This is a genomic window from Bacillota bacterium (genome assembly GCA_023511485.1).
Classification (GTDB): Bacteria; Actinomycetota; Aquicultoria; order Aquicultorales; family Aquicultoraceae; genus CADDYS01.
The window spans coordinates 48,063-68,063 of record JAIMBH010000007.1 but is presented as its reverse complement, the minus strand read 5'-3'; the positions used below and the strand labels follow the sequence as shown (position 1 = coordinate 68,063).

Sequence of the window (20,001 nt, the reverse complement as noted above, 5' to 3'; positions counted from 1 at the left end):
GCATTACCAACCGATAACTATACAAAGAGTGCAGAGTAACACAATAAGTACTGGTTACCGTGAAGCTCATTATATAGATGTAAGTTAACTGAAGGAGGTCAGGATGCATAAATTATTGCAAGCAGGAGTAAGCAGGACAGGACTGAACAGGATTATTGCCGGCGAAGAAGGAGCTACTGCAGTTGAGTATGGGATTATGGTTGCCCTGATAGCGGCAGTTATTATCGGTATGGTAATTGTCCTGGGAACCAAAGTCGAAGGTGCTTTCCAAGCCGTAATAAGCGGCCTTAGCTAAATAACTTTTAGGAGGGTTTGAGATGTTAGTTTGGTTTTATGAGAAGTTAGCTTCCCGTCTCGAAGAAGAAGACGGTGCGACCGCTGTAGAGTATGGTATAATGGTCGCTCTAATCGCAGCAGTAATTATCGGTACAGTAGTTATCTTAGGGCAGAAGATTCTACAAGCATTCAACACAATAGTAAGTAATCTAGGATAAGGACAGCTATTACTAAAGAAATACTAAAGAAAGACCCCGCACCAGAGGTGTGGGGTCTTAAAAACTAAAGAATGAACGAAGGTTGATTCATATGTCGAAACCGAATCAGGTTAAAGATCAAAAATTTAAGATTGCAAATCAACAAGGGGCAAGTTCGGTAGAGCTTGCGATTATACTGCCTGTGTTAACTCTAATTTTATTCGGGATATTTCAATTCGGACTTGCCTACCGGGACTACCTTGCTATAACGCATGCGGCACGTGAAGGCGCAAGACTTGCGGCAGTCGGAGAGTTTAGCGAATCCGAGGTCAGGCAGAGGGCTTATCCAGTAAATCCGAGCACGGTATCGATATCCTATCTTTCTGCGGATGGGACACCGGAGCACGGATATCCTGTCGAAGTTACGGTTACGTATGATCGACCATTAAATATACCTATGTTTGCCAAGACCACTGTTCACCTTACAAGTAAGGCTAGGATGAGAGTTGAATACTAGGGTTAAGGATTAAGGTTTTAAGGATGGTTAGCGTGGAAGAGAAACGCTTTTTTAAAGAAGAGTTCAAAGGCAAATTCAAAGAAGAGCGTGGAGTAGTGGTTATAGTGGTTGCAGTAGCACTGGTAGCCCTGCTTTTGAGCGTTGCGGTAGTTACCGATATCGGGATTCTGTATCAGGAGCGCAGGCAGCTTCAAACGAGTACAGATGCGGCGGCTCTTGCGGCGGCTATGGATATTGCCGAAGGTAGGAGTGCGGATGAGGCAAGGCAAAAAGCAATTGATTATGTATCGGAAAACACAAATGTGGCTGCATCTCAAATTGCGGTCAATTTTTTGGAAGGCAATAAGGTGCAAGTAGTTGCAGGGACTGAGCGGGGCATATTTTTCGGTGGCTTGATAGGTAGAAAGACTTCCCGGGTAGCTACCAGGTCAACAGCCGCCTTTGGTGCAGCGCACGGTGTTGCCAAGCTCGTTCCCTTTATCGTCCCTCTGCAGAAGATATCTGAATATACAGGTGCTGAGAACGCAGGTACCTTTGAGATCGGTGAAGACCGTCCTATTGATGTTTTTAGCAAGGAGCAAAGCATCAATGGAGATATCATCACCTACACAATTACCTATAACAATACCAGCAATAAGCCAGAGAGCGCAACTATATATGATTATATTCCCGATGGAACGGTTTACGTAAATGGATCTGCGACTAACGGTGGCTTGTATGACCCCTCAACGAAAATGGTAACATGGGGCTTTTCTAATGTCTCACCAGGGGATTATAGAATAATGCGTTTCTCGGTTAAAGCTACCTCGGTCTATGTTGGTGCGGTCACAAATACAGCCTATTTAACGACGAGTAGCAATAATAAAACCATCAGCGCCAGCACAGGTGGAAACAGCGCCCAGAAAGGTTATTTCTGGCTCTGTGATTTTAAGGGTAGCGGAACCGGTGTCCCTGACTACGCCGAGTGGATAAAGAACGGTTTTCAAGATTATGTCTATGCAGGCGATGTAGCCAATGGTGTGGGCGTCAAAGATAGCTTAAAAGATGCGCTTTCATGGAGAAAAAATTCAAACCCAAAGCTTCTGGTTCCTGTCTACAGCTATACCGAAGGTGGGGGGAGCCCTGGTAAATATCATGTTGTCGGTTTTGCTGAGTTTGTTATTACTGGGTTCAACTTCAATGGACAGCCCAAGACTATAAGCGGCTATTTTACTGATGGCACCGTAGCTGAGGGTGCCCCCGGTCCCATACCAAGTGGATATTTTGGGATAGACACTGTCTGGCTGGTTGAGTAACACGACCCGTACCAAGGAGGAAAGAAAATGAAGTCGCGTTTTATGATCGTGCTGTTATCCCTAATTCTTGCGGCAGCTGCCACACTTGGTGCCGCACTTTATATCGCCAATTTAAAATCATCTATTACGGAAGGACAAAAGCTAGTGGATGTGGTTGTGGCTAAAAAATCTGTTGAAGCCGGTACATCGGTTGCCGAAGCGTATGCGAGTGGCTCAATTTCAGTAAGCAAAATCCCTAAGCAATACGTTGCTGATGGTGCACTTAAGTCCAATATCGGCTTTAGCAACAGGGTTTTATCTGCAAGCCTCGTTCCGGGTGAACAGCTTACCGAGAACAAGCTTAAAAAAACCGATGAGTCAGGTATTGCGTTTAAAGTGCCGGAAGGTATGCTTGGTGTTTCGATTGCAATTGATGAAGTCACCGGCGTTGGCGGAAAGCTCCAGCCCGGTGATCGCGTCGATGTAATAGCAACTTTTAGTCCTGGGCCAAACGCTAAAGACATGACCAAGGTCATGCTTCAAAATGTGGAGGTTCTGGCAACATCAGATGCGGGCGCGGGAGAAAAAGACGGTGGCTTAATCAAGGGGCAATCATCGGGCATTGGCAAGAAAACAGTGACATTATGCGTTGAACCAATAAATGCAGAGAAATTAGTGCTTGCAGCTGAGAAGGGGCATATATGGCTGGGCCTGCGTCACTCTGGCGACAACAAAACCACGCAGTCAAGTGGACAAGATATAGAGACGGTTTTTAGATAGGGAGACAGTTTTTAATAATTTAGATAGGGGTGGCAATATGATTAAGTTAGCGCTGGTTGATCCCGATCCGAAATTTGCAGAAGAAATGGAGCGGCTGCTCGAAGATAGAAGCGATATGGCTATATCGGCAGTGGCTCTTGATCTGAACCGCGCACTGGTTATTGCAAGAGAACAGAAACCACCGGTCATGGTATTTGGCCCAGGCGTAGGTGCCGACGCCTCAGTATCTTTCGTGAGAAAACTCACAGCAGAGTTCCCAATAGGATGCATTGTTTTAGCATTTGCGGCAACCAATACGTTAAAAATGACGGCCAAGAAAGCCAATGTAGTTGAGGTTATTCAAGTTCCGGCCAATCCAGAAAAGCTCATATTGTCTGTTCAGATGGCTGCGAGTTATGCTCAACAACTTGCAAAGAAGGAAGAGGTTGCGGATGACGAACATAAGTGTGCGGTAGTAACGGTATTTAGCACAAAAGGCGGTGTTGGCAAGACGTTTCTTGCCACCAATATCGCCACGTCAATAGCCCAGATGATAGAGGGCCGTGTTGTTCTGGTTGACCTTGACCTTCAATTTGGCGATGTCGGTATTATGATGGGACTAAGTCCGGATATAACCATTTTAGAGTTTATAGATAATGCAGTTGATTTAAGTGTAAAGAGAATCGATGAATTATTAGTAACGCACCAGAGTGGGCTTAAAGTTTTACTTGCGCCAAAGGACCCTGAGTCGGCTGATTCAATAACAGGGCAGGGCGTGACATCCGTGATATCCGCACTGAGAGAATATGCCGATTTTATAATTGTCGACACCCCAGCTTCTTTTAATGATAACGTTCTGGCAGTGTTAGATGAATCAGACGAGATATGCATTGTACTTACCATGGATCTGCCAAGCGTTAAGAACATAAAACTGTGTTTGAGGACTTTAAACGAGCTAAAGTACGCGCGGGAGAGGCAGAAGATAGTTATAAACCGGGTAGAGACCAATATTGGCCTGAAAGTGTCAGAGATCGAGCGTGCGCTTGGTATGGGTGCAATAGCACAAATCCAGTCCGATAAAGCCGTATCTTTGTCTATTAATAAAGGGGTCCCGATAGTCATCGACGCACCGAAACTTGCTATATCCAGAGAAATTAACGATCTTGCGCTTCATTATGTGAGTAAGTATCAACCCGATGCAGTCGAGGCCGATTTTGCAGTTGCGGGTTAATCGGAATTGCATAGTAGTCAGAAAGGGGAAAAGAGGCATGTCACTTCAACAGAGACTTAACGAGGCGAGGGCGGTGGCAGCGGAGGAAACTCCAGAAATATCGCGTCGCTCGATCCTTGATGACATAAACAGGAGGATACACCAGAAACTAATCGAATCTCTTGGGCCTGAGCTGTATGATAGATCAACAAGCAGCGATGAGCTAAAAGCAAAAGTTGAGCAAAAATTAAAAGAGTTAATTGCAAGGGAACAGACACAGCTATCTCCAGCAGAGAAAAGTAGGTTGGTAGATGAGATATCAAACGATGTACTCGGCTACGGTCCGCTCGATCAATTCTTAAGAAATCCGGAGATAACCGAGATTATGGTAAATGCTGCAGACGTCATATATGTTGAGCGATTCGGTAAACTTGAGCTTACCACTGAGAAGTTTTTAGATGAGGATCACCTGCGCAGGATTATTGATAAGATCGTTGCGCAGGTGGGCAGACGAATTGACGAGAGCGTGCCGATGGTCGACGCAAGGCTTCAAGACGGCTCACGCGTGAATGCGATAATTCCGCCTATTGCAATAGGTGGGCCTAAGCTTACGATTAGGAAATTTGCGGCAGATCCATTTAAGGTTGAGGATTTGATAAGCTTTGGCACGATGACCCCCAAGGTAGCCATGTTTCTTGAGGCCTGCGTACGCGGGCGGCTCAACATAATAGTGTCAGGCGGTACTGGATCCGGTAAGACGACCACCCTGAACGTACTCTCATCCTTTATTCCTCAGGATGAGAGGATAGTTACAATTGAGGATGCGGTAGAACTACAGCTTCACCAGGAACACGTAATCCAACTTGAGTCTCGTCCAGCAAATATCGAAGGAAAAGGTGAAGTTGCAATTAGAGACCTGGTAAGAAATGCGCTGCGTATGCGGCCGGATAGAATAGTGGTTGGTGAGGTAAGGGGTGGAGAGGCGCTTGATATGCTCCAGGCCATGAATACGGGGCACGACGGTTCTATCTCAACGGTTCACGCTAACTCTCCGCGAGACGTTTTATCCAGGCTTGAGACAATGGTTTTGATGAGCGGAATGGAGCTTCCGATCAGGGCGATTAGGGAGCAGGTCTCTTCAGCAATCGACCTTATTGTTCACCAAACCAGACTTCGTGACGGCACAAGGCGTATCACTCACATAACAGAAGTGCAGGGCATGGAAGGGGATATAATCACACTTCAGGACCTCTTCTTGTTCGATTTTTCAGCCGGCCTTGATGAAAACGGAAGGTTTAAGGGCAAGATGAAGTCAACCGGTATCCGTCCAAAATTTTCCCAGAAGTTGCAAGACCTTGGAATATCGCTTCCACAGGAAATATTCCAGTTTGAGTATATTGACAGGGGGATGGCATCATGATGCTCTGGGTGATCGGGCTCTATTTTGCCTCCTTCTTTCTTCTGGCATTCGGCATATTGCTTATGCGCTCGCCAATAAGAAAATTCTTTGGCAGGCAGGTGGAAAAATATATAAATTTTACAAAGCCTGAAGAGAAAGAATCGTTCTCTTTACGAGAGATACTTGCGCAGTTTATAAATATCCTATCTCCGTTACTGGCCAAGAGGTCTTTTGCTGCAAATCTGCAGAATCAGCTTGAGCGTGCCGGTGTTCCGCTTCGGGCCTCAGAGTTCATTTTCTTTCACGGAGCTGGGTTTGTGGTCGCTATTTTAGTTGGCTACGTAATCGCTGGGCCGATAGGTATAATTCTGCTATCAGTAATTGCCGGTGTACTTCCTGTTTTTGTGCTTAAGCGGTTAATTAGAAAGAGAGAGAACAAGTTCCACGAGCAACTTCCGGATACGCTATCCTTAATAGCCGGTGCACTGAAGGCCGGGTATAGCTTTCTCCAGGCAGTCGATATGACAGTAAAGGAGACATCTCCCCCAATGTCAGTTGAGTTTAAAAGAGTATTGACCGAAGCCAGATTAGGTTTGCCGCTTGAGCAGGCTCTTGATAATATGGCAAAGCGCGTGGGGAGTGATAGCTTTGACTGGACGGTAATGGCGGTCAAAATACAAAGAGAAGTTGGCGGCAACTTGGCCGAAATACTTGAAATCTTAGCAGATACAATACGTGAGCGTGATAGGGTATCGAGGCAGATAATGGTTCTTACTGCAGAGGGAAGGTTATCTGCACTTATATTATTCTTGCTGCCGTTTGCAGTAGGTCTTTTGCTTATGGTAATCAATCCAGAATATCTGTCCATGTTAATAAAACATCCGCTTGGAATTGCCATGCTGGCGCTGGCTGCGATGCTTTTATCGTTTGGCGGTTTTTGGCTTAAGAAAGTTGTCAGCATCGAGGTTTAGGAGGATATGCATGTCGGATAGTATGTTGCTCTTGTCGCTCATATCGCTTTTTATGTCGGCTTTTTTGCTTAGCATGTCGACAAGTATGGCTGCTAGCAACCGCATGCACATTAAAAAATCGTTGAAGAAACTTGATATTTATGGAGAAGTATCTACCATTCAGGATGAGCTCTCCGAGCCGTTTCTAAATAGGGTTATATTGCCTCTTGCTAAGGTATTTACCCATGTTGGCAGAAAGCTTACGCCGGCCGGGTATTTAGATGCTATCCGAAGCCGACTGGTTGTAGCGGGCCTTTCGAAAGATTTTGATGCGGATAGATTTTTGTCATACAAAGGTTTCTCACTCATAGGCGGGAGCACGCTTGCCGTGCTTTTCATAGTGGTTGCCGGGCAAAGCGCCGCACAGGCAGTCCTTGGCGCTATATTTGCCGGGGGATGTTTTTTTCTGCCCGATCTATGGCTGAGCAGAAAGATAGCGGCACGCCAAAAGGCGATAAGGCTTGCGCTTCCAGATACGCTTGATTTATTGACAATTAGCGTTGAGGCTGGGCTGGGTTTTGATGCCGCTTTGCATAAAGTTGTAAACAACACAATCGGACCTCTCTCTGAGGAGTTTTACAGGCTACTTCAGGAGATCCAGCTAGGAACTGCAAGGGATGAGGCTTTTAGGAACTTTGGTGAGAGGACGCAGGTCGATGAGTTGGGCTCTTTTATACTTGCGATGCTTCAGGCAGAAGTATTTGGCATAAGCATTGGAAAGGTTTTACGGGTTCAGGCTAAAGAGCTAAGAATAAAGCGCAGGCAAAGGGCAGAAGAAATGGCTCAGAAGGCTCCAGTTAAAATACTGTTTCCATTGATCACCTGTATTTTCCCAGCGGTGCTTGTTGTCATCATGGGCCCGGCCATAATTCAGATATATGAATCGATTCTAAAATCATTCTAAGATACCTTGCGCACATCTAAGCATTTATATTACGTCTTTGATTGGTTTCTAGTTGCCTCTAGGTAAATATTTAAAAGATCCTTAGTTAGCAACTCAAGTTTTTCAAGTCTGCCTTCTGAGAAATCACTATCCGGGTCATATTTGCGAAGAGCAATCTTTTGTCCGAATATCTTGAATCTCCATGGTCCTTTCCAGTGAAAACCATACATGGGCCAGTTGCCATGTCCTATCCAATCCTGTAGGCTGTGAATGCTTCTCCCAAGACATTCTAGATTGCTCTCTCTAATAGCTTTACTGAGCTCATAGGTCATATACCAGAGCTGCGTTGGCTTTCCGTTAAGCAACGAGAGTAAATTAGTGTTGAGGTGCCTGCCTCTTTCATATCGTTTGCCTGGCTTTCTTATATCGATTTGCCAGTTCGAAAAGGCGATTTTCTTTGCATCCTCGTCTGAGAAGCCTACCTCTTTGGCCCAATCATAGGTTTTAAAGTAATGAACTGTCTTATTCATGGTTTGATACGAATATACCCGAGAGAAATTTGATTAACTAGTTTACACCGAACTATTTACAGGGCTAACAAAGTACTGCCAAGGCTTTGTATTTCTATAGGTGCACGTCAAATATTTAACTAAGGTTTAGCCTTGCTAGAACTGGGCATATTTTAGATTAACTTATATTCAGGTACCAGACTGTTCTGCAGGCAGCCTATAAAAATTTACGACTAGCCATAAATAAAATATGCAAAAAAGGTTCATCGTTAATACAGAAAGGAGTTTGAATGTTTAGTGAGGAAGGGAGCACTGCCAGATGGATGGTTATCTCCGCGATGGCCTGGATGGCTATAGCAATAAGTTTAGGCTTTGTCCAGGCCATTGAATTTGTTGCACCCGATTTTGCAAAAGGTATCCATTGGTTAGTATTTTCGAGAATACGCCAAGCTCACGTTAATGGGCTTCTTTTTGGCTGGATATCAATGGGTATGATCGCATGCTGGTATTATATAGTACCTCTTCTAACTGGGAGAAAGATCTATTCCGAGGTAATTGGAAATGTTGTAATGCTTCTTTGGAATGCTTCACTATTCATTGGGGTAGTTGGTATTGTTTTCTTTGGTTGGACGCAAGCCCGTGAGTACGCAGAGCTTGCATGGCCAATTGATATTGCTATCATGGTGGGATTAATCCTAACCGCTTATAACATCTTCAAAACGATCTCTGCGAGGAATCAGAAATTATTATATGTAAGCAACTGGTATATAATGGGAAGTCTGCTATGGTTTCCCATAGTATACGCCATTGGAAATGTCATCTGGAATCCGTCTACGGGTTCGCTAACCGGACTAAACGATGCGATATGGGGGTGGTTTTACGGTCACAATGTTCTGGGGTTATGGTTTACCACAGGCGTTATAGGAATCCTTTACTATGTAATCCCCAGGGAGATTAAACAACCTCTTTATGGGTATTCACTGGCGCTAATGGCATTTTGGCTGCTGGCATTCTTTTATACAGGGGTTGGCACTCACCATATCCTTCAATCACCTGTTCCCGAATGGCTGAAGTCGGTTGCAGTTATATCATCTGTCGGGTTATTTATCTCAGTCGCTGCGTTTACTACAAATATCTTTATGACTATGCGGGGCTCGTGGAGGGTGCTTCAGTATTCATTTCCGTTGCGCTTTGCTGTCATGAGCGTGGTCTGGTACTTGCTTGTGAGCCTACAGGGTTCAACGCAGGCTCTTCGTGAAGTCAATCAATGGATTCACTTTACTAACTGGACGATTGCGCATGCGCACTTAGCCCTGCTTGGGTTTGCGTCGTTTGGTGTGATGGCGGGTATTTACTATATGATACCTCGCATGTGTGGTAACCACCTCTACAGCGACCGTCTTGCATCTGCCCACTGGTGGATGACTGTGCTTGGATTTGTAGGGTTCTTTTCTGTGCTTGCTGCCGCCGGCCTAACACAAGCAAGCGAGTGGGCTAGGGGAATACCGACGAGTGAAGTGGTGGCCAGCCTTCGCCCTTACTATATAGCAAGAGCAGCCTCAGGGGCTGTAATCATCACAGGACAACTTATATTCGTGTACAACATTGCGCGCACTATGCTAGACCACCATTCCAAAAGGGAAGCAGTGCTATTTTCGCAAGATAAGGTACCGGCAGATGTAGTTGGAGCTTAGGGGGAAGGAATAGACCATGAAGATGACTCCACAAGTTATAGTGGTTGGTGGGCTGGCCGTTGTCCTTTCAGTTATTGCGGTCGTAGTTCTCCTTCCGTATTTAATATTTAGCCCGCAAGATTCACTTAATGCACGCCCGTATACTAAGCTCGAGGCCGAGGGACGTCGTCTTTATATGGCCAATGGATGCATGTATTGTCACAGTCAATTTACAAGGCCTCTTGATACGGTAACTGATCCACCTAGCAAGGCCGGTGATTTTAATTATGATGCCCCGCATCAGCTAGGTACGGTGAGGACGGGCCCGGACCTTGCAAATATATCGTATAAACGGGGAGATAAGTGGGAGATAGACCATTTGATAAATCCCCGCAGCTTTACACCAAACTCGATTATGCCAAGCTTCTCATTTTTGTCACAGCATCAGCTAAAGGCGCTTGTAGCTTATTTGAATCGTCTTGGCAACGAGAGGTCTGCGCAAATAGATGCAATGGTTCCCGAGAAGTGGGAAGACTGGAAAAATCCACAGGTGGTCAATGCAGGAAACTGGAATAAAGGGAAGGAGTTGTTCATTACGCATTGTGCGACATGCCATGGATATGCGGGCAATGGCTTAGGACCATATAGCCACAAGCTTTATCAACGTCCGGCTGACTTACGTCAGGCTAAGTATGCACGCTATACTGAAGGATTTATTATGTGGCGCATTAGCAAAGGCGTGCAGGGCACGGCGATGCCGCAGTGGGAGAACTCGCTTTCAGAGAAGGAGCGTGAACTGGTTGCGCTCTATGTTAGGCACTCGTTCATGCGACCTAAACCACACTACACGGACGAGGGAGAGTTGCCGAAGGAATATGATGTTAAAAATCCGTTTGGAACTATCCCGGTTAACGATAAGCCTGCTACCCTCAACTTGATAAACAATGGCAAGCGCCTATATACACTGAATTGTACGCCGTGCCATGGTTACTCAGGTGCAGGCCGGGGCCCGGATGCAAATACCGAGCCAAGGCTTTTGCCAGAGCCGCCAGATCTGCGCGACCGAAAGCGCTTTTCTACATTTAAAGATGGTGATTGGTTCTGGCGCATATCTGAGGGCTTAGTTTTCCGGTCGATGCCGCAATGGAAAGCTGTCTTTAATGAACAGGAGCGTTGGGAACTGGTAAGTTACGTGCGAGATATTCTCGCACTTCCCGCAGATGGTAGAAAGCCTGCAGACGTGCCTACTCCAAAAAAGTATGAAAAGCTGACCTTCCCTAAGGGTACGAGCTACGAGCGCGGGCGTGAATCCTACATGCTGCGGTGCGCGCTATGTCACGGGTATGGGGGTCAAGGTGAAGGCATAGATGGTAATAATCTTATACCACCGCCGGCAAACTTTACTGAAGGAGACATCAAAAACAAAGAGGAGTTTGTCGATGGGCGCTGGTTTTTTATCCTCAAAGAGGGGGTTGGTAACTCGGCTATGCCGATCTGGGGGCTGCTTTTATCTGAGCAGGAACGCTGGGACATTATCAAGTATGTGCAGGATACATACACCTTCCCCAAGCCGACATCTAAGATAGATTACTCGGTGCCGGAGGAGTTTAAGGAACTCACTAACCCGCTTAATGGTAGCGACCCAGAAGGTCTTCAACACTCAGTTAAAAAGGGGTCAGATCTATACCAAAAGCACTGTGCAGAGTGCCATGGCGCTAAGGGTGAAGGATTTGGCGAATTCTCGAAGGGGTTAGGCACAAAGCCAGGTTCATTAATCAACAACCCAAGGATCTCAAGCGGCGGCGATGATTTTATCTACCATACTATCAGCCGGGGATTAGATCATACAGCGATGCTGCCGTTTGACCTTATCCTATCTGATAGTGAGATATGGGATTTGGTCAATTATGTAAAGACGCTGTCGCCTCCTCTGACTAAGCCAGCAGCATCTGGAAGTTCAGTACGCTAGGAAGGAGAAGGATATATATGGGGTTAGCAGAATTTATGGTTGTTGTTATGGCGGTAGTTTTTGCGCTTGGGGCTGTATTGGCGCTGCTTTGGGCGCATTCAAGCGGCCAATTGAGTGACTTAACGGCTGCTGCAAGTATAGTTATCGATGACCAAGAACTTATTGGGTGGGAAGATATAAATGAGGAAAAAAAATTAAGGAGGGCTAGAGATGCCGGCTAGCGAACAATGGTGGAGTGCCCTCGAAGCGGTTGCTATCTTCATTTTCTGGGCAGTAGGTATTTACCTGGTAGTTAACAATATCTGGTGGCGTAAATCGGCGAGTGGGGATGACTTGCCTGAGGTCGATATAAAGCCGGCACCAATCGGGATCGTTGATGAATACGAAGGGGGCTTAGAGGAAGCTCATGGAGACCCTCCCCTGGCTCTGAAGCTGTTCATAGGCCTATTCATCGCCTGGATGATAGGATATATCGTTATATATTATGTGAGACAGGGCTAGAATATGCAGTTTCTTTGGATGGTATTTCTGGCAGGGATTGCAGGAGGCTTCGGGCACTGTATAGGGATGTGTGGTGGGGTTGTCGCTGCGTGCTCGTTTGCCGGGTGTGCGGGAAAACCTAAAATTAAAAACACATTCCTGTACCAGTTGTTTTATCATGGCGGACGTCTTACTACTTACAGCTTGATAGGGGCGATATTTGGATCGCTGGGTGCAATTCCCTCACTCATACAGTTTACACGTCCCTACCAGCAGTGGGTTCCTATTGTGGCGGGCTTGTTTATGGTCGCCATCGGCATTGCAATGGCGTTTGGATGGGGTAGTAAAGGCGTAGTAATAAAGGATGGCAGTCGATCTAGTTTATTTGCGCGGGCTGCTTCTAAGCTTGCAGACCGTGGGATATTTGCCGCACTTCCCCTGGGTTTATTTATGGGATTCTTGCCTTGCGGATTACTTGCCGTTATTGAGCTTCGGGCGTTAGCAAGTGGTTCGGCAATATCCGGTGCTGCTGCAATGCTGTTTTTTGGACTTGGAACGATACCGGGGATTGCTGGATTTGGACTTGTAAGCGGTATTTTAGGCTCACGAGCCCGTGGCAACATCTTAAAAGCCGGGGCTTTTGTGGTGATTATTATTGGATTGCTGACTGTTATGCGAGGGACTACTTATTTGGGTGGGTTTAAGGTGTAATACATATGAGAAAAGCCCATGCTTGCACACTTGATAAACCAGCTAAGAGCAAGAAAGCTTGTGAGCTTTGTGGACTCCCAATTATCGCCCGCCCGGTTCAAAGAGACAATGAACATGTATTTTGTTGTGAGGGATGTGCGCGTGTTTGGGGCGTGGCAACAGAAGCTGGTCTCTCGGAATTGCTTATGGCACCCACTGCCGGGCGCCCTTCTTTGCGTAAGTCGGCGATCGCACAAGCTGCAGGATCAAGACGAACTGTCTTTCGAGTCGATGGCATGTGGTGCTCTAGTTGTTCGTTAATCCTTGAGCGCGCAATCCTTGGAATCGACGGGGTGCTTGATGCCGAAGTAAGTTTTGCCTCTGGTCTTGCCCGGGTGACCTACGACCCAAACAAAGCTAATACCAATATCATATGGGATAGAGTTTCGATTCTTGGATACCGGCCCACTAAATCTGCCGATATGTTTCGGGCAGATGGAGTGGAAGCGTCGGCTTTATTTATACGGTTATTTACCGGCGCAGTTGTATCAATGTGGGTGATGTGGTTTTCGATATTTCTGCTCTATCCTGCGTATTTAAACAACGATTATGCGGCCATCCGCGGTCCTGCCTTTTTAACCGGCCTGCTTACCACATTTGTCTTGCTATACCCAGGCTTTGTATTTATAAAAGGCGCTTGGCAAGCGGCGCGAGCCAGGCGCGTTACAATGGACACATTAGTTGTAGTCGGCACCTGGGCTTCTTATTTTGTCGGGATATGGTCACTTGCGACTGGTCATGGTGCAGGTTATTTTGATTCTGCCGCGATGATAACCGTCGTTGTTCTTCTAGGCCGATGGTTGGAGGCCCTTGCCAGGCAGCGTTCTTCTAGTTTGCTAGCTCCCTTAATTGGTGCTGCGGATATCTCCGCGTGGGTTTTAACACCTGAGGGTGAAGTTGAGCAAAAGCCATTAGAAACAGTAAGCGTTGGAGATAAGGTGTTAGTGCGCTCCGGGGAGCGAATCCCGGTAGACGGTGTTGTAAAACACGGTTTTGCGGTTGTTGACCAGTCGATGTTAACTGGTGAGCCCTTGCCTGTTGAAAAATCGGAAGGGGACGAGGTTTGGGCGGGCACCATTGTATCATCCGGCAACTTTACCGTTGAAGTGTCAAGGCTGGTTGATGATACACTTCTCTCTAGGATGTCGGGTCTTGTTGAAGATGCTCTTTTTGCCAAAACTAATCTGCAGAGATGGGCCGATCTAGTCTCAGCCATATTCGGGCCGACTGTGCTAGCGGTTGCAGCAGCAGCTGCTATCTTTGGGTTATTTTCTGACCTCTCGCTTACCCAACTAAGCGAGAGAGTAATCTCTACTCTCGTTGCGGCTTGCCCATGTGCGGTTGCGCTTGCAACACCGCTTGTGGCAGTCAATGCGATTGGCAAACTTGCATCCATGAATGTATTAGTAAGAAGTGCGGATGTACTTGAGCGTGCGGGTTCGATAGCTACAGTATGTATGGATAAAACAGGAACCCTTACCCAGGGTAAAGTTCGCGTAAAAAAGGTTATCTGTAATGAAGATATAAAGATGGCAAGAGAAAATGGTGATAAGCAATACTTTGCCGTGCTTAACCCATTGCAAGTGGCAGCAACCCTGGAATCAGAGGCCATACATCCGCTGGCAGAGAACATAGTATACGAGGCGGCCAAGCGCGGTCTGAAAAAGCTAACCGCAAGAGAAGTTAAAGTTATACCGGGTTTCGGCGTCATCGGAACCGTTGGATTTGGGCTTAAGGCCATGGTTGGAAATACCAGATTACTTAAAGAGAACAAAGTTATTTTGCCAGAAAGCCTAATAAAGCAGGCGAAGTCGTTTGAGGATGCAGGCGATACTGTAGTTTGGGTGGCGGTAGATAATATAGCGACTGGCATTATTATTCTAAATGATGGGCTTCGGGCGGAAGCCCGAAATATTATTGAGCGTTTAGAATCAGAAGGCATAAGAGTAGTTATGGTATCCGGCGATGCTCCAGGGCCTTGCAGGATGATAGCCTTACAAGTAGGTATTAAAGAGGTTTGGGCTGGAATATTGCCGCATGAAAAGGATCAAGTTGTGCGGGAGCTTCGCAGGTCGCAAGCGAGCGTTGCTTTTATTGGGGATGGCATGAACGATGCGCCGGCAATGGCTTCATCCGACCTCGCCATTGCTTTAGCTTCTGGATCTGAAATGGCGGTTGAAGCCTCGGATATTGTCATATCCCGGGATGCAGAGAACCCCCTTGCAGCCCTACCGAATATTATTCGTATTGCCCGCAGAGCACGTGCGATCATCATTCAGAATCTTGGTTGGGCGCTTGTGTATAATATTGTGGCATTAGCGCTTGCGGTAAATGGTATGCTCTCCCCTATATGGGCCGCAATAGCAATGGCTGGGTCATCACTGGCTGTAGTTACTAACTCCTTAAGGGTGCGACCATAAGCAGAATACTATTGCATTAGAGATTTTTTAGGCAATAGGGCACTTGACACAAAAGGTATCTTTAAATTGTTAACCAAATAATCTATCATTTAGTTATCTATAGAGTTAAGTGTAGAGGCTACAACAACCATACTTTTGATAAATTATTATCGATTACTAGTAATAATAGGCATAATAGGGTAATTTATATGTAAGGTTTTCAAATTTAGTAACGGTCTTGTTAATGGAGGAGGGAATCTCTTGAGGCAAATTAAAGGCAAACACCAAAAATGGGCAAGCGTATTGGTTCTCCTACTCTTACTTGCGCTCACGGGGTTCGTAGTTGCTGGATGCTCGGGAAGCAGCACTGAGAAGAGCTCATCTGAACAGACAGAGCAGACGGGAGGAGAAGCGGAGGAAGGGCGCCAGCTAACTCCGCAAGAGAAAGCCCAGGAAGGGCGAGTAAAAGATGAGACTAATCCGGCTGTTCTTTATACGAACAACTGTGGGCCGTGCCACGGCGGTGACGGTGGTGGAATAGTTGGCCCAGCAATTAAGGGTACGTCGCTGACCGTCGAACAAATTCAAAAGCAAATCGAGAATGGCACAACAAGAGATGGCAACGTAGTGATGCCTGCATTTAAGGGCGGAGAGCTCTCAGATGAGCAGATCAAGGCCATAGCTAATTACGTAAAGAAAAAATTGAAGTAGGCTTACAGCCAGTATTTAGAAAATTAAATTAAATAGTACAACCCAACCGAACCTGGTTGGGTTGTTGTTTTATAGAATCAATCTATAAGCTATGTTTGAAGAAATAGTTAAGTTATATGAGCCTTAAAAAAGGGAAAATCTTGTTCGAGCGCGGTTAATTAACGGAGATGCGGGTGTATCTGGTAGACTCGTCAGTTATTCTAAAATGGTTTTTCCCAGATGAAGAAGGGGCGTTAGAGGCAAACGAGCTATATGTTTTAATGCAATCGGGTGCAATATTACTCAGTACGGATAGCTCGGTCATACATGAAGTGGCAAATGTTCTTCATAGCAAGGGAAAGTTGAGTGCGCAAGAAATCGCAGAAGCAATTTCCAAAATGTTTAACGATGGTCTTCGGCTTATAGAGGATGATCAACATATGCTAATCGATGCGATAAAAATAGGCTTTGCAAAAAAAGTTGGGACACATGATGCGGTTCTGATAGCATCGACTATGAAGAACGGTACAACCCTGATTACTGCAGATCATCTACTGCATAAAGTCGCAAAAGAGTATACGAGGACATGGCTTTTGTAACGTGGACCCAGTAAAGAACAATTTCGAATTACAAGCCCTAGATTGTTAGTTCCTCTATCCTGAGAAGAAATACCATTATAATACCATCATTGATTGCTTTCACCTGCTGGTTCCAGGGCTAAATAAAAAAGTATCTCACATCTTACTGCATCTATCTACTATATCAATCGCCACTTTTTTATTGGCAAGGAAACAAAGAAAAAGCAACGGCTGGCAGGGCGAAGTCAGGTTAAGGTCATAGATGGGCATCTAATAATTAATTTGTGGGAATAATATGGGCAAAGCTATAGCGGCTGGTTTTTGCAGTCCGGTGTGGAGGCGATGACATGGCTAAGAAGGTCGTAACAGGTTTGATTGGGTTATTGCCGTTACCGTTAGCTCTGATAACGGTGGCAAACAAAAATGAAGTCCCCGATGTTTTTACTGCTTCCTGGATCGGAGTTCTCTGTCCGGATCCACTTTATATCGGTGTTGGGATCGATGCCGCAAACTATGCGCATGAGCTGATCGAAGACAATGGCGAATTTACCGTAAATGTCATGCCAGAGGGCTTTATCAAAGAAATGGATCTTTTGGGTAGGATATCTGGCAGAGACGTTGATAAATTTGAAGAGGCTAGGTTAACTGCACACCCCTCGAAGGAGGTAAAGGCGCCAACAATTCTTGAGGCCTCCGTGAGCATCGAATGCAGGGTTCAGGAGGTTTTGCGTCTGGGCACCCATGATTTTTATGTTGGGCGTGCTCTTATTACGTATGTCGAGGAATCTGTTTTACACGCAGGAAAGATAAATGTGGAGGCGTTGAGACCGGTTGCCTATGCCGTGGACTCATATTGGTCTATCGGCAGAAAGATCGGTAGCGTAGGTCGCGTTATGCCCGAGTAGGGTATAGTGGTGATAATTCAAGCTTTCAGCTTCTAAATACTGGATAACAACCATTAAATTCTGCTAAACTTAGTTCGATTTTTATCTAACCGTGTAAAAATATTCAGGTTGCTATTGACATTTATACCCCTGGGGGGTATAAATATTTAAAAAAGGAGTGATTGGTTGATGGCAGAGAATATCGTTAGTATAAGTGACGCTCAGTTTGATGCCGAGGTTTTAAAATCTGATAAGCCGGTAATAGTCGATTTTTGGGCCCCATGGTGTGGTCCCTGCAAACTGATAGCCCCAAGGCTTGAGGAAATAGCTGCTGAATACAACGGCAAAGTAAAAATAGCCAAGATCAATGTAGACGATCATCGCGAATGGGCAGGTAAATTCGGTGTGATGAGCATCCCGACACTCCTGTTCTTCAAGGATGGTCAGGTTGCAGGTCAAATTATTGGCGCTGTACCTAAAGACGAGATTGTTCGCCAGTTTGGCCTATCATAATAGCGAAATCTTAAAGATTTCATCCGACTTTAAGCCGGTGTAAAGGAGGTTAGTATGCCAACTTACCAGTTTGTTTGTGATAGTTGCGGTAAAGACTTTGAGTTCTTTTTAATGAGAATGATTCGCGATACAGATAAGCAATGCCCAAGCTGTGGCAGTGAAGATGTAAGGCAGGTTTACCGTGACTTTTATGGTTATACGCTTGGTCGCAGCTCCGGAGGTTCTTCCGGTGGATATTCAGGCGGCTATTCTGGAGGGAGTAGCTGTACCAGCACCGGCTGAGGATTCTAAGCATTAATCGGGCCGGAGGCTCGAATATTATCTGAAAGATTGAGAATTGAAAAGCAGTGCAGGGCTTTAGCCCTTCTTAGCAGCCCTAAAGAGCTTGCCTGGGTTTTTTGCTTCGCTCAGGGAAACTCCTTCAAAGAGGGCTGCGCTACTTTTTGACCAGTATTTTTGCTTTAATTTATGGCATGTTATACTATGCAGTATAGTAATAAACAATATAGTAATAAAGTTGCTTCTAGATGTAATCTGGCGAAAGGAGATTGCATTGTCTGAGAGAAAAACTACGCTAAAGGTTCTTGGCCTTATTGTCGCAATAGGCCTTATATTTGCCATTGTTGCCGGCTGTTCCGGCGGTCAGGGAGCTAAGCAAGCGAATTCATCCATCGGGCCGAAAGTTTTATTTTTTCACTCGGATACCTGACCATCCTGCAGACAGATAAAGCCTGTAGTTGAACAGGTTAGGAGTGAATATGAAAGTAAATTGCCGTTTGAATTCTATAATTTAGGCAATGCTTCAAATGGAGAAATCGCCAATAAATATGGCATTCTCTATATCCCCACGCTGATCTTTATCGGCAAGGACGGCTCTGTTGTTAATAAAATAGTGGGTGTTGCCGATAAAGCCAGCATAGAGCAGAATGTAAAAAACATTATTAATTGATATACTACTGCTAAAAATAGTTATGGGGGTATAGCAATGTACGATCGCGAGGAAGAGGCCAAGCGAATTATAACGCGGCTTAAAAGGCTCGAAGGACAGCTAAGAGGTCTCCAGCGGTTGGTTGAAATCGGTGAGGACTGTGAGAGCGTACTTACGCAATTTGCAGCGGCAAAAGGGGCTTTCCAGCGTGTCGGAGAGATAATTCTGGCAAGTGTAATACGCGATTGCGTCCACAAAGAGTCCGATACGAAATCGCCCAATGAAAGTATTGAATCAGCCATCGCGCTCTTTGAGCAGTATGTGAGACATTTACAGTAAACCAGAAACTATAGGGGAGGAGATAAATTCTTCCTACATATAAAGCCGGCGCTATTTGCAGAAATTAAAAGGACATGGTAAAATTTTTGTCGCAGTGCGGATGTAGCTCAGTTGGTAGAGCACAACCTTGCCAAGGTTGGGGTCGCGAGTTCGAGTCTCGTCATCCGCTCAAATCAAATAAAATAGCCCCTATTCAGGGGCTATTTTATTTGATTTGAGCGGAGAATCAACTACCACACTAGCTACCAGAACTATCGCCAAACACAACAACGTGTTGAATTACCTCCAAAGACCTGATACAATTTACACGATTATGGCGACGTGGCCGAGTGGCTTAGGCAATGGTCTGCAAAACCATGTACACCGGTTCGACTCCGGTCGTCGCCTCCAAATTTGATGAAGCCATTTCAAATTGGGCGCTTAGCTCAGGGGGAGAGCACTTCCTTGACGCGGAAGGGGCCAGAGGTTCAAATCCTCTAGCGCCCACAAAACTAAAGAGCCAGCCATTTAGCTGGCTCTTTAGTTTTCTAAAGCTCGAAAATAAAAATATAAAAACCGATTGAATTATCGAGATACAGATTGCCATTAAATGCTGTGGTCCCTACGAATTCTTATTTGGCGTTGTTATTCTAGCAATATGGATGTTTTTCTTCAAGTTTTTATTTAAAATCTGTTTGCCTGTCGATTCTTGATCGCTTTAGGCGTATAATTGTAGTTATCGGGAGCTTGCTGACAACCACAAGATACTACTGCAACAGTTACTT

Annotated in this window: 24 protein-coding genes and 3 tRNA genes; 26 read left to right on the top strand and 1 reads right to left on the bottom strand. The window is 45.6% G+C overall.

Features of this window, described 5'->3' with window-relative positions; all coding sequences use genetic code 11:
- Nucleotides 1-103 precede the first annotated feature (103 nt).
- From K6T91_03690 to K6T91_03650, 9 genes are all read left to right on the top strand, one after another.
- Nucleotides 104-295, top strand: coding sequence for a Flp family type IVb pilin (locus K6T91_03690; protein MCL6471893.1), 192 nt, complete (start codon nt 104-106; stop codon nt 293-295).
- A gap of 22 nt (nt 296-317) precedes the next feature.
- The gene (locus K6T91_03685; GenBank protein MCL6471892.1) at nt 318-494 is read left to right on the top strand and encodes a Flp family type IVb pilin; all 177 of its coding nucleotides are present in this window, start codon (nt 318-320) and stop codon (nt 492-494) included.
- 91 nt (nt 495-585) lie between these two features.
- A complete protein-coding gene (locus K6T91_03680; protein MCL6471891.1) occupies nt 586-990 on the top strand; it encodes a pilus assembly protein in 405 nt (134 codons plus the stop codon).
- A gap of 32 nt (nt 991-1,022) precedes the next feature.
- The gene (locus tag K6T91_03675) at nt 1,023-2,285 is read left to right on the top strand and encodes a DUF11 domain-containing protein (protein MCL6471890.1); all 1,263 of its coding nucleotides are present in this window, start codon (nt 1,023-1,025) and stop codon (nt 2,283-2,285) included.
- Between the two features lie 27 nt (nt 2,286-2,312).
- Nucleotides 2,313-3,044 (top strand): Flp pilus assembly protein CpaB, encoded by a 732-nt coding sequence (gene cpaB, locus K6T91_03670; protein ID MCL6471889.1) that lies wholly within the window; start codon nt 2,313-2,315, stop codon nt 3,042-3,044.
- A gap of 37 nt (nt 3,045-3,081) precedes the next feature.
- The gene (locus K6T91_03665; protein ID MCL6471888.1) at nt 3,082-4,254 is read left to right on the top strand and encodes an AAA family ATPase; all 1,173 of its coding nucleotides are present in this window, start codon (nt 3,082-3,084) and stop codon (nt 4,252-4,254) included.
- Nucleotides 4,255-4,291: 37 nt separating this feature from the next.
- A complete protein-coding gene (locus K6T91_03660) occupies nt 4,292-5,653 on the top strand; it encodes a CpaF family protein (protein ID MCL6471887.1) in 1,362 nt (453 codons plus the stop codon).
- Nucleotides 5,650-6,603 (top strand): type II secretion system F family protein, encoded by a 954-nt coding sequence (locus tag K6T91_03655; GenBank protein MCL6471886.1) that lies wholly within the window; start codon nt 5,650-5,652, stop codon nt 6,601-6,603. Before K6T91_03660 ends, K6T91_03655 begins: the two co-directional genes overlap by 4 nt.
- A gap of 10 nt (nt 6,604-6,613) precedes the next feature.
- Nucleotides 6,614-7,546 (top strand): type II secretion system F family protein, encoded by a 933-nt coding sequence (locus tag K6T91_03650; GenBank protein ID MCL6471885.1) that lies wholly within the window; start codon nt 6,614-6,616, stop codon nt 7,544-7,546.
- A gap of 29 nt (nt 7,547-7,575) precedes the next feature.
- Here K6T91_03650 and K6T91_03645 read toward each other — a convergent pair whose 3' ends face one another.
- A complete protein-coding gene (locus K6T91_03645) occupies nt 7,576-8,055 on the bottom strand; it encodes a hypothetical protein (protein MCL6471884.1) in 480 nt (159 codons plus the stop codon).
- 269 nt (nt 8,056-8,324) lie between these two features.
- On the opposite strand from K6T91_03645, the gene K6T91_03640 reads away from it, so the two are divergent.
- The 17 genes from K6T91_03640 to K6T91_03560 all read left to right on the top strand — a co-directional run bounded on the left by K6T91_03640 (nt 8,325) and on the right by K6T91_03560 (nt 19,723).
- On the top strand, nt 8,325-9,728 hold the full coding sequence (locus tag K6T91_03640; GenBank protein ID MCL6471883.1) for a cbb3-type cytochrome c oxidase subunit I: 1,404 nt from the start codon (nt 8,325-8,327) through the stop codon (nt 9,726-9,728).
- Between the two features lie 16 nt (nt 9,729-9,744).
- Nucleotides 9,745-11,676: a c-type cytochrome gene (locus K6T91_03635; GenBank protein ID MCL6471882.1), complete on the top strand. Its 1,932-nt coding sequence runs from the start codon at nt 9,745-9,747 to the stop codon at nt 11,674-11,676.
- 17 nt (nt 11,677-11,693) lie between these two features.
- Nucleotides 11,694-11,897, top strand: a complete 204-nt coding sequence (gene ccoS / locus K6T91_03630; GenBank protein MCL6471881.1) for a cbb3-type cytochrome oxidase assembly protein CcoS — start codon at nt 11,694-11,696, stop codon at nt 11,895-11,897.
- A complete protein-coding gene (locus tag K6T91_03625; protein ID MCL6471880.1) occupies nt 11,887-12,177 on the top strand; it encodes a hypothetical protein in 291 nt (96 codons plus the stop codon). The genes ccoS and K6T91_03625 overlap by 11 nt, the downstream gene beginning before the upstream one ends.
- A gap of 3 nt (nt 12,178-12,180) precedes the next feature.
- Nucleotides 12,181-12,867 carry a sulfite exporter TauE/SafE family protein gene (locus tag K6T91_03620; protein MCL6471879.1) on the top strand — a complete coding sequence of 229 codons (687 nt, stop codon included), beginning with the start codon at nt 12,181-12,183 and terminating at the stop codon, nt 12,865-12,867.
- Between the two features lie 5 nt (nt 12,868-12,872).
- Nucleotides 12,873-15,326, top strand: coding sequence for a cation-translocating P-type ATPase (locus K6T91_03615; GenBank protein MCL6471878.1), 2,454 nt, complete (start codon nt 12,873-12,875; stop codon nt 15,324-15,326).
- A gap of 240 nt (nt 15,327-15,566) precedes the next feature.
- A complete protein-coding gene (locus tag K6T91_03610; protein ID MCL6471877.1) occupies nt 15,567-16,016 on the top strand; it encodes a cytochrome c in 450 nt (149 codons plus the stop codon).
- A gap of 173 nt (nt 16,017-16,189) precedes the next feature.
- Complete coding sequence (locus tag K6T91_03605) at nt 16,190-16,594, top strand: type II toxin-antitoxin system VapC family toxin (protein MCL6471876.1); 405 nt, start codon at nt 16,190-16,192, stop codon at nt 16,592-16,594.
- Between the two features lie 326 nt (nt 16,595-16,920).
- Entirely contained in the window at nt 16,921-17,478 is a 558-nt protein-coding gene (locus tag K6T91_03600; GenBank protein MCL6471875.1) for a flavin reductase family protein, read from the top strand.
- Nucleotides 17,479-17,646: 168 nt separating this feature from the next.
- Entirely contained in the window at nt 17,647-17,970 is a 324-nt protein-coding gene (trxA, locus tag K6T91_03595; GenBank protein MCL6471874.1) for a thioredoxin, read from the top strand.
- 54 nt (nt 17,971-18,024) lie between these two features.
- Nucleotides 18,025-18,252, top strand: coding sequence for a zinc ribbon domain-containing protein (locus K6T91_03590; GenBank protein ID MCL6471873.1), 228 nt, complete (start codon nt 18,025-18,027; stop codon nt 18,250-18,252).
- A gap of 271 nt (nt 18,253-18,523) precedes the next feature.
- Nucleotides 18,524-18,679, top strand: coding sequence for a hypothetical protein (locus K6T91_03585; protein MCL6471872.1), 156 nt, complete (start codon nt 18,524-18,526; stop codon nt 18,677-18,679).
- A 15-nt stretch (nt 18,680-18,694) separates the two neighbouring features.
- Nucleotides 18,695-18,919 carry a thioredoxin family protein gene (locus K6T91_03580; GenBank protein MCL6471871.1) on the top strand — a complete coding sequence of 75 codons (225 nt, stop codon included), beginning with the start codon at nt 18,695-18,697 and terminating at the stop codon, nt 18,917-18,919.
- A 36-nt stretch (nt 18,920-18,955) separates the two neighbouring features.
- Complete coding sequence (locus K6T91_03575) at nt 18,956-19,237, top strand: metal-sensitive transcriptional regulator (GenBank protein ID MCL6471870.1); 282 nt, start codon at nt 18,956-18,958, stop codon at nt 19,235-19,237.
- Nucleotides 19,238-19,333: 96 nt separating this feature from the next.
- Nucleotides 19,334-19,406 (top strand) — tRNA-Gly (locus K6T91_03570).
- 146 nt (nt 19,407-19,552) lie between these two features.
- Nucleotides 19,553-19,627 (top strand) — tRNA-Cys (locus K6T91_03565).
- 24 nt (nt 19,628-19,651) lie between these two features.
- Nucleotides 19,652-19,723: transfer RNA gene (locus K6T91_03560), tRNA-Val, on the top strand.
- Nucleotides 19,724-20,001: the final 278 nt, after the last annotated feature.

What these genes read in the sequence shown, in the direction of transcription:
- K6T91_03690 (MCL6471893.1), top strand. Translation starts at nt 104, where the DNA reads ATGCATAAATTATTGCAAGCAGGAGTAAGCAGGACAGGACTGAACAGG.
- K6T91_03620 (MCL6471879.1), top strand. Translation starts at nt 12,181, where the DNA reads ATGCAGTTTCTTTGGATGGTATTTCTGGCAGGGATTGCAGGAGGCTTC.
- ccoS (MCL6471881.1), top strand. Translation starts at nt 11,694, where the DNA reads ATGGGGTTAGCAGAATTTATGGTTGTTGTTATGGCGGTAGTTTTTGCG.
- K6T91_03685 (MCL6471892.1), top strand. Translation starts at nt 318, where the DNA reads ATGTTAGTTTGGTTTTATGAGAAGTTAGCTTCCCGTCTCGAAGAAGAA.
- K6T91_03640 (MCL6471883.1), top strand. Translation starts at nt 8,325, where the DNA reads ATGTTTAGTGAGGAAGGGAGCACTGCCAGATGGATGGTTATCTCCGCG.
- K6T91_03635 (MCL6471882.1), top strand. Translation starts at nt 9,745, where the DNA reads ATGAAGATGACTCCACAAGTTATAGTGGTTGGTGGGCTGGCCGTTGTC.
- K6T91_03650 (MCL6471885.1), top strand. Translation starts at nt 6,614, where the DNA reads ATGTCGGATAGTATGTTGCTCTTGTCGCTCATATCGCTTTTTATGTCG.
- K6T91_03655 (MCL6471886.1), top strand. Translation starts at nt 5,650, where the DNA reads ATGATGCTCTGGGTGATCGGGCTCTATTTTGCCTCCTTCTTTCTTCTG.
- K6T91_03575 (MCL6471870.1), top strand. Translation starts at nt 18,956, where the DNA reads ATGTACGATCGCGAGGAAGAGGCCAAGCGAATTATAACGCGGCTTAAA.
- K6T91_03645 (MCL6471884.1), bottom strand. Translation starts at nt 8,055, where the DNA reads ATGAATAAGACAGTTCATTACTTTAAAACCTATGATTGGGCCAAAGAG.
- K6T91_03660 (MCL6471887.1), top strand. Translation starts at nt 4,292, where the DNA reads ATGTCACTTCAACAGAGACTTAACGAGGCGAGGGCGGTGGCAGCGGAG.
- K6T91_03590 (MCL6471873.1), top strand. Translation starts at nt 18,025, where the DNA reads ATGCCAACTTACCAGTTTGTTTGTGATAGTTGCGGTAAAGACTTTGAG.
- K6T91_03665 (MCL6471888.1), top strand. Translation starts at nt 3,082, where the DNA reads ATGATTAAGTTAGCGCTGGTTGATCCCGATCCGAAATTTGCAGAAGAA.
- K6T91_03600 (MCL6471875.1), top strand. Translation starts at nt 16,921, where the DNA reads ATGGCTAAGAAGGTCGTAACAGGTTTGATTGGGTTATTGCCGTTACCG.
- cpaB (MCL6471889.1), top strand. Translation starts at nt 2,313, where the DNA reads ATGAAGTCGCGTTTTATGATCGTGCTGTTATCCCTAATTCTTGCGGCA.
- K6T91_03625 (MCL6471880.1), top strand. Translation starts at nt 11,887, where the DNA reads ATGCCGGCTAGCGAACAATGGTGGAGTGCCCTCGAAGCGGTTGCTATC.
- trxA (MCL6471874.1), top strand. Translation starts at nt 17,647, where the DNA reads ATGGCAGAGAATATCGTTAGTATAAGTGACGCTCAGTTTGATGCCGAG.
- K6T91_03680 (MCL6471891.1), top strand. Translation starts at nt 586, where the DNA reads ATGTCGAAACCGAATCAGGTTAAAGATCAAAAATTTAAGATTGCAAAT.
- K6T91_03615 (MCL6471878.1), top strand. Translation starts at nt 12,873, where the DNA reads ATGAGAAAAGCCCATGCTTGCACACTTGATAAACCAGCTAAGAGCAAG.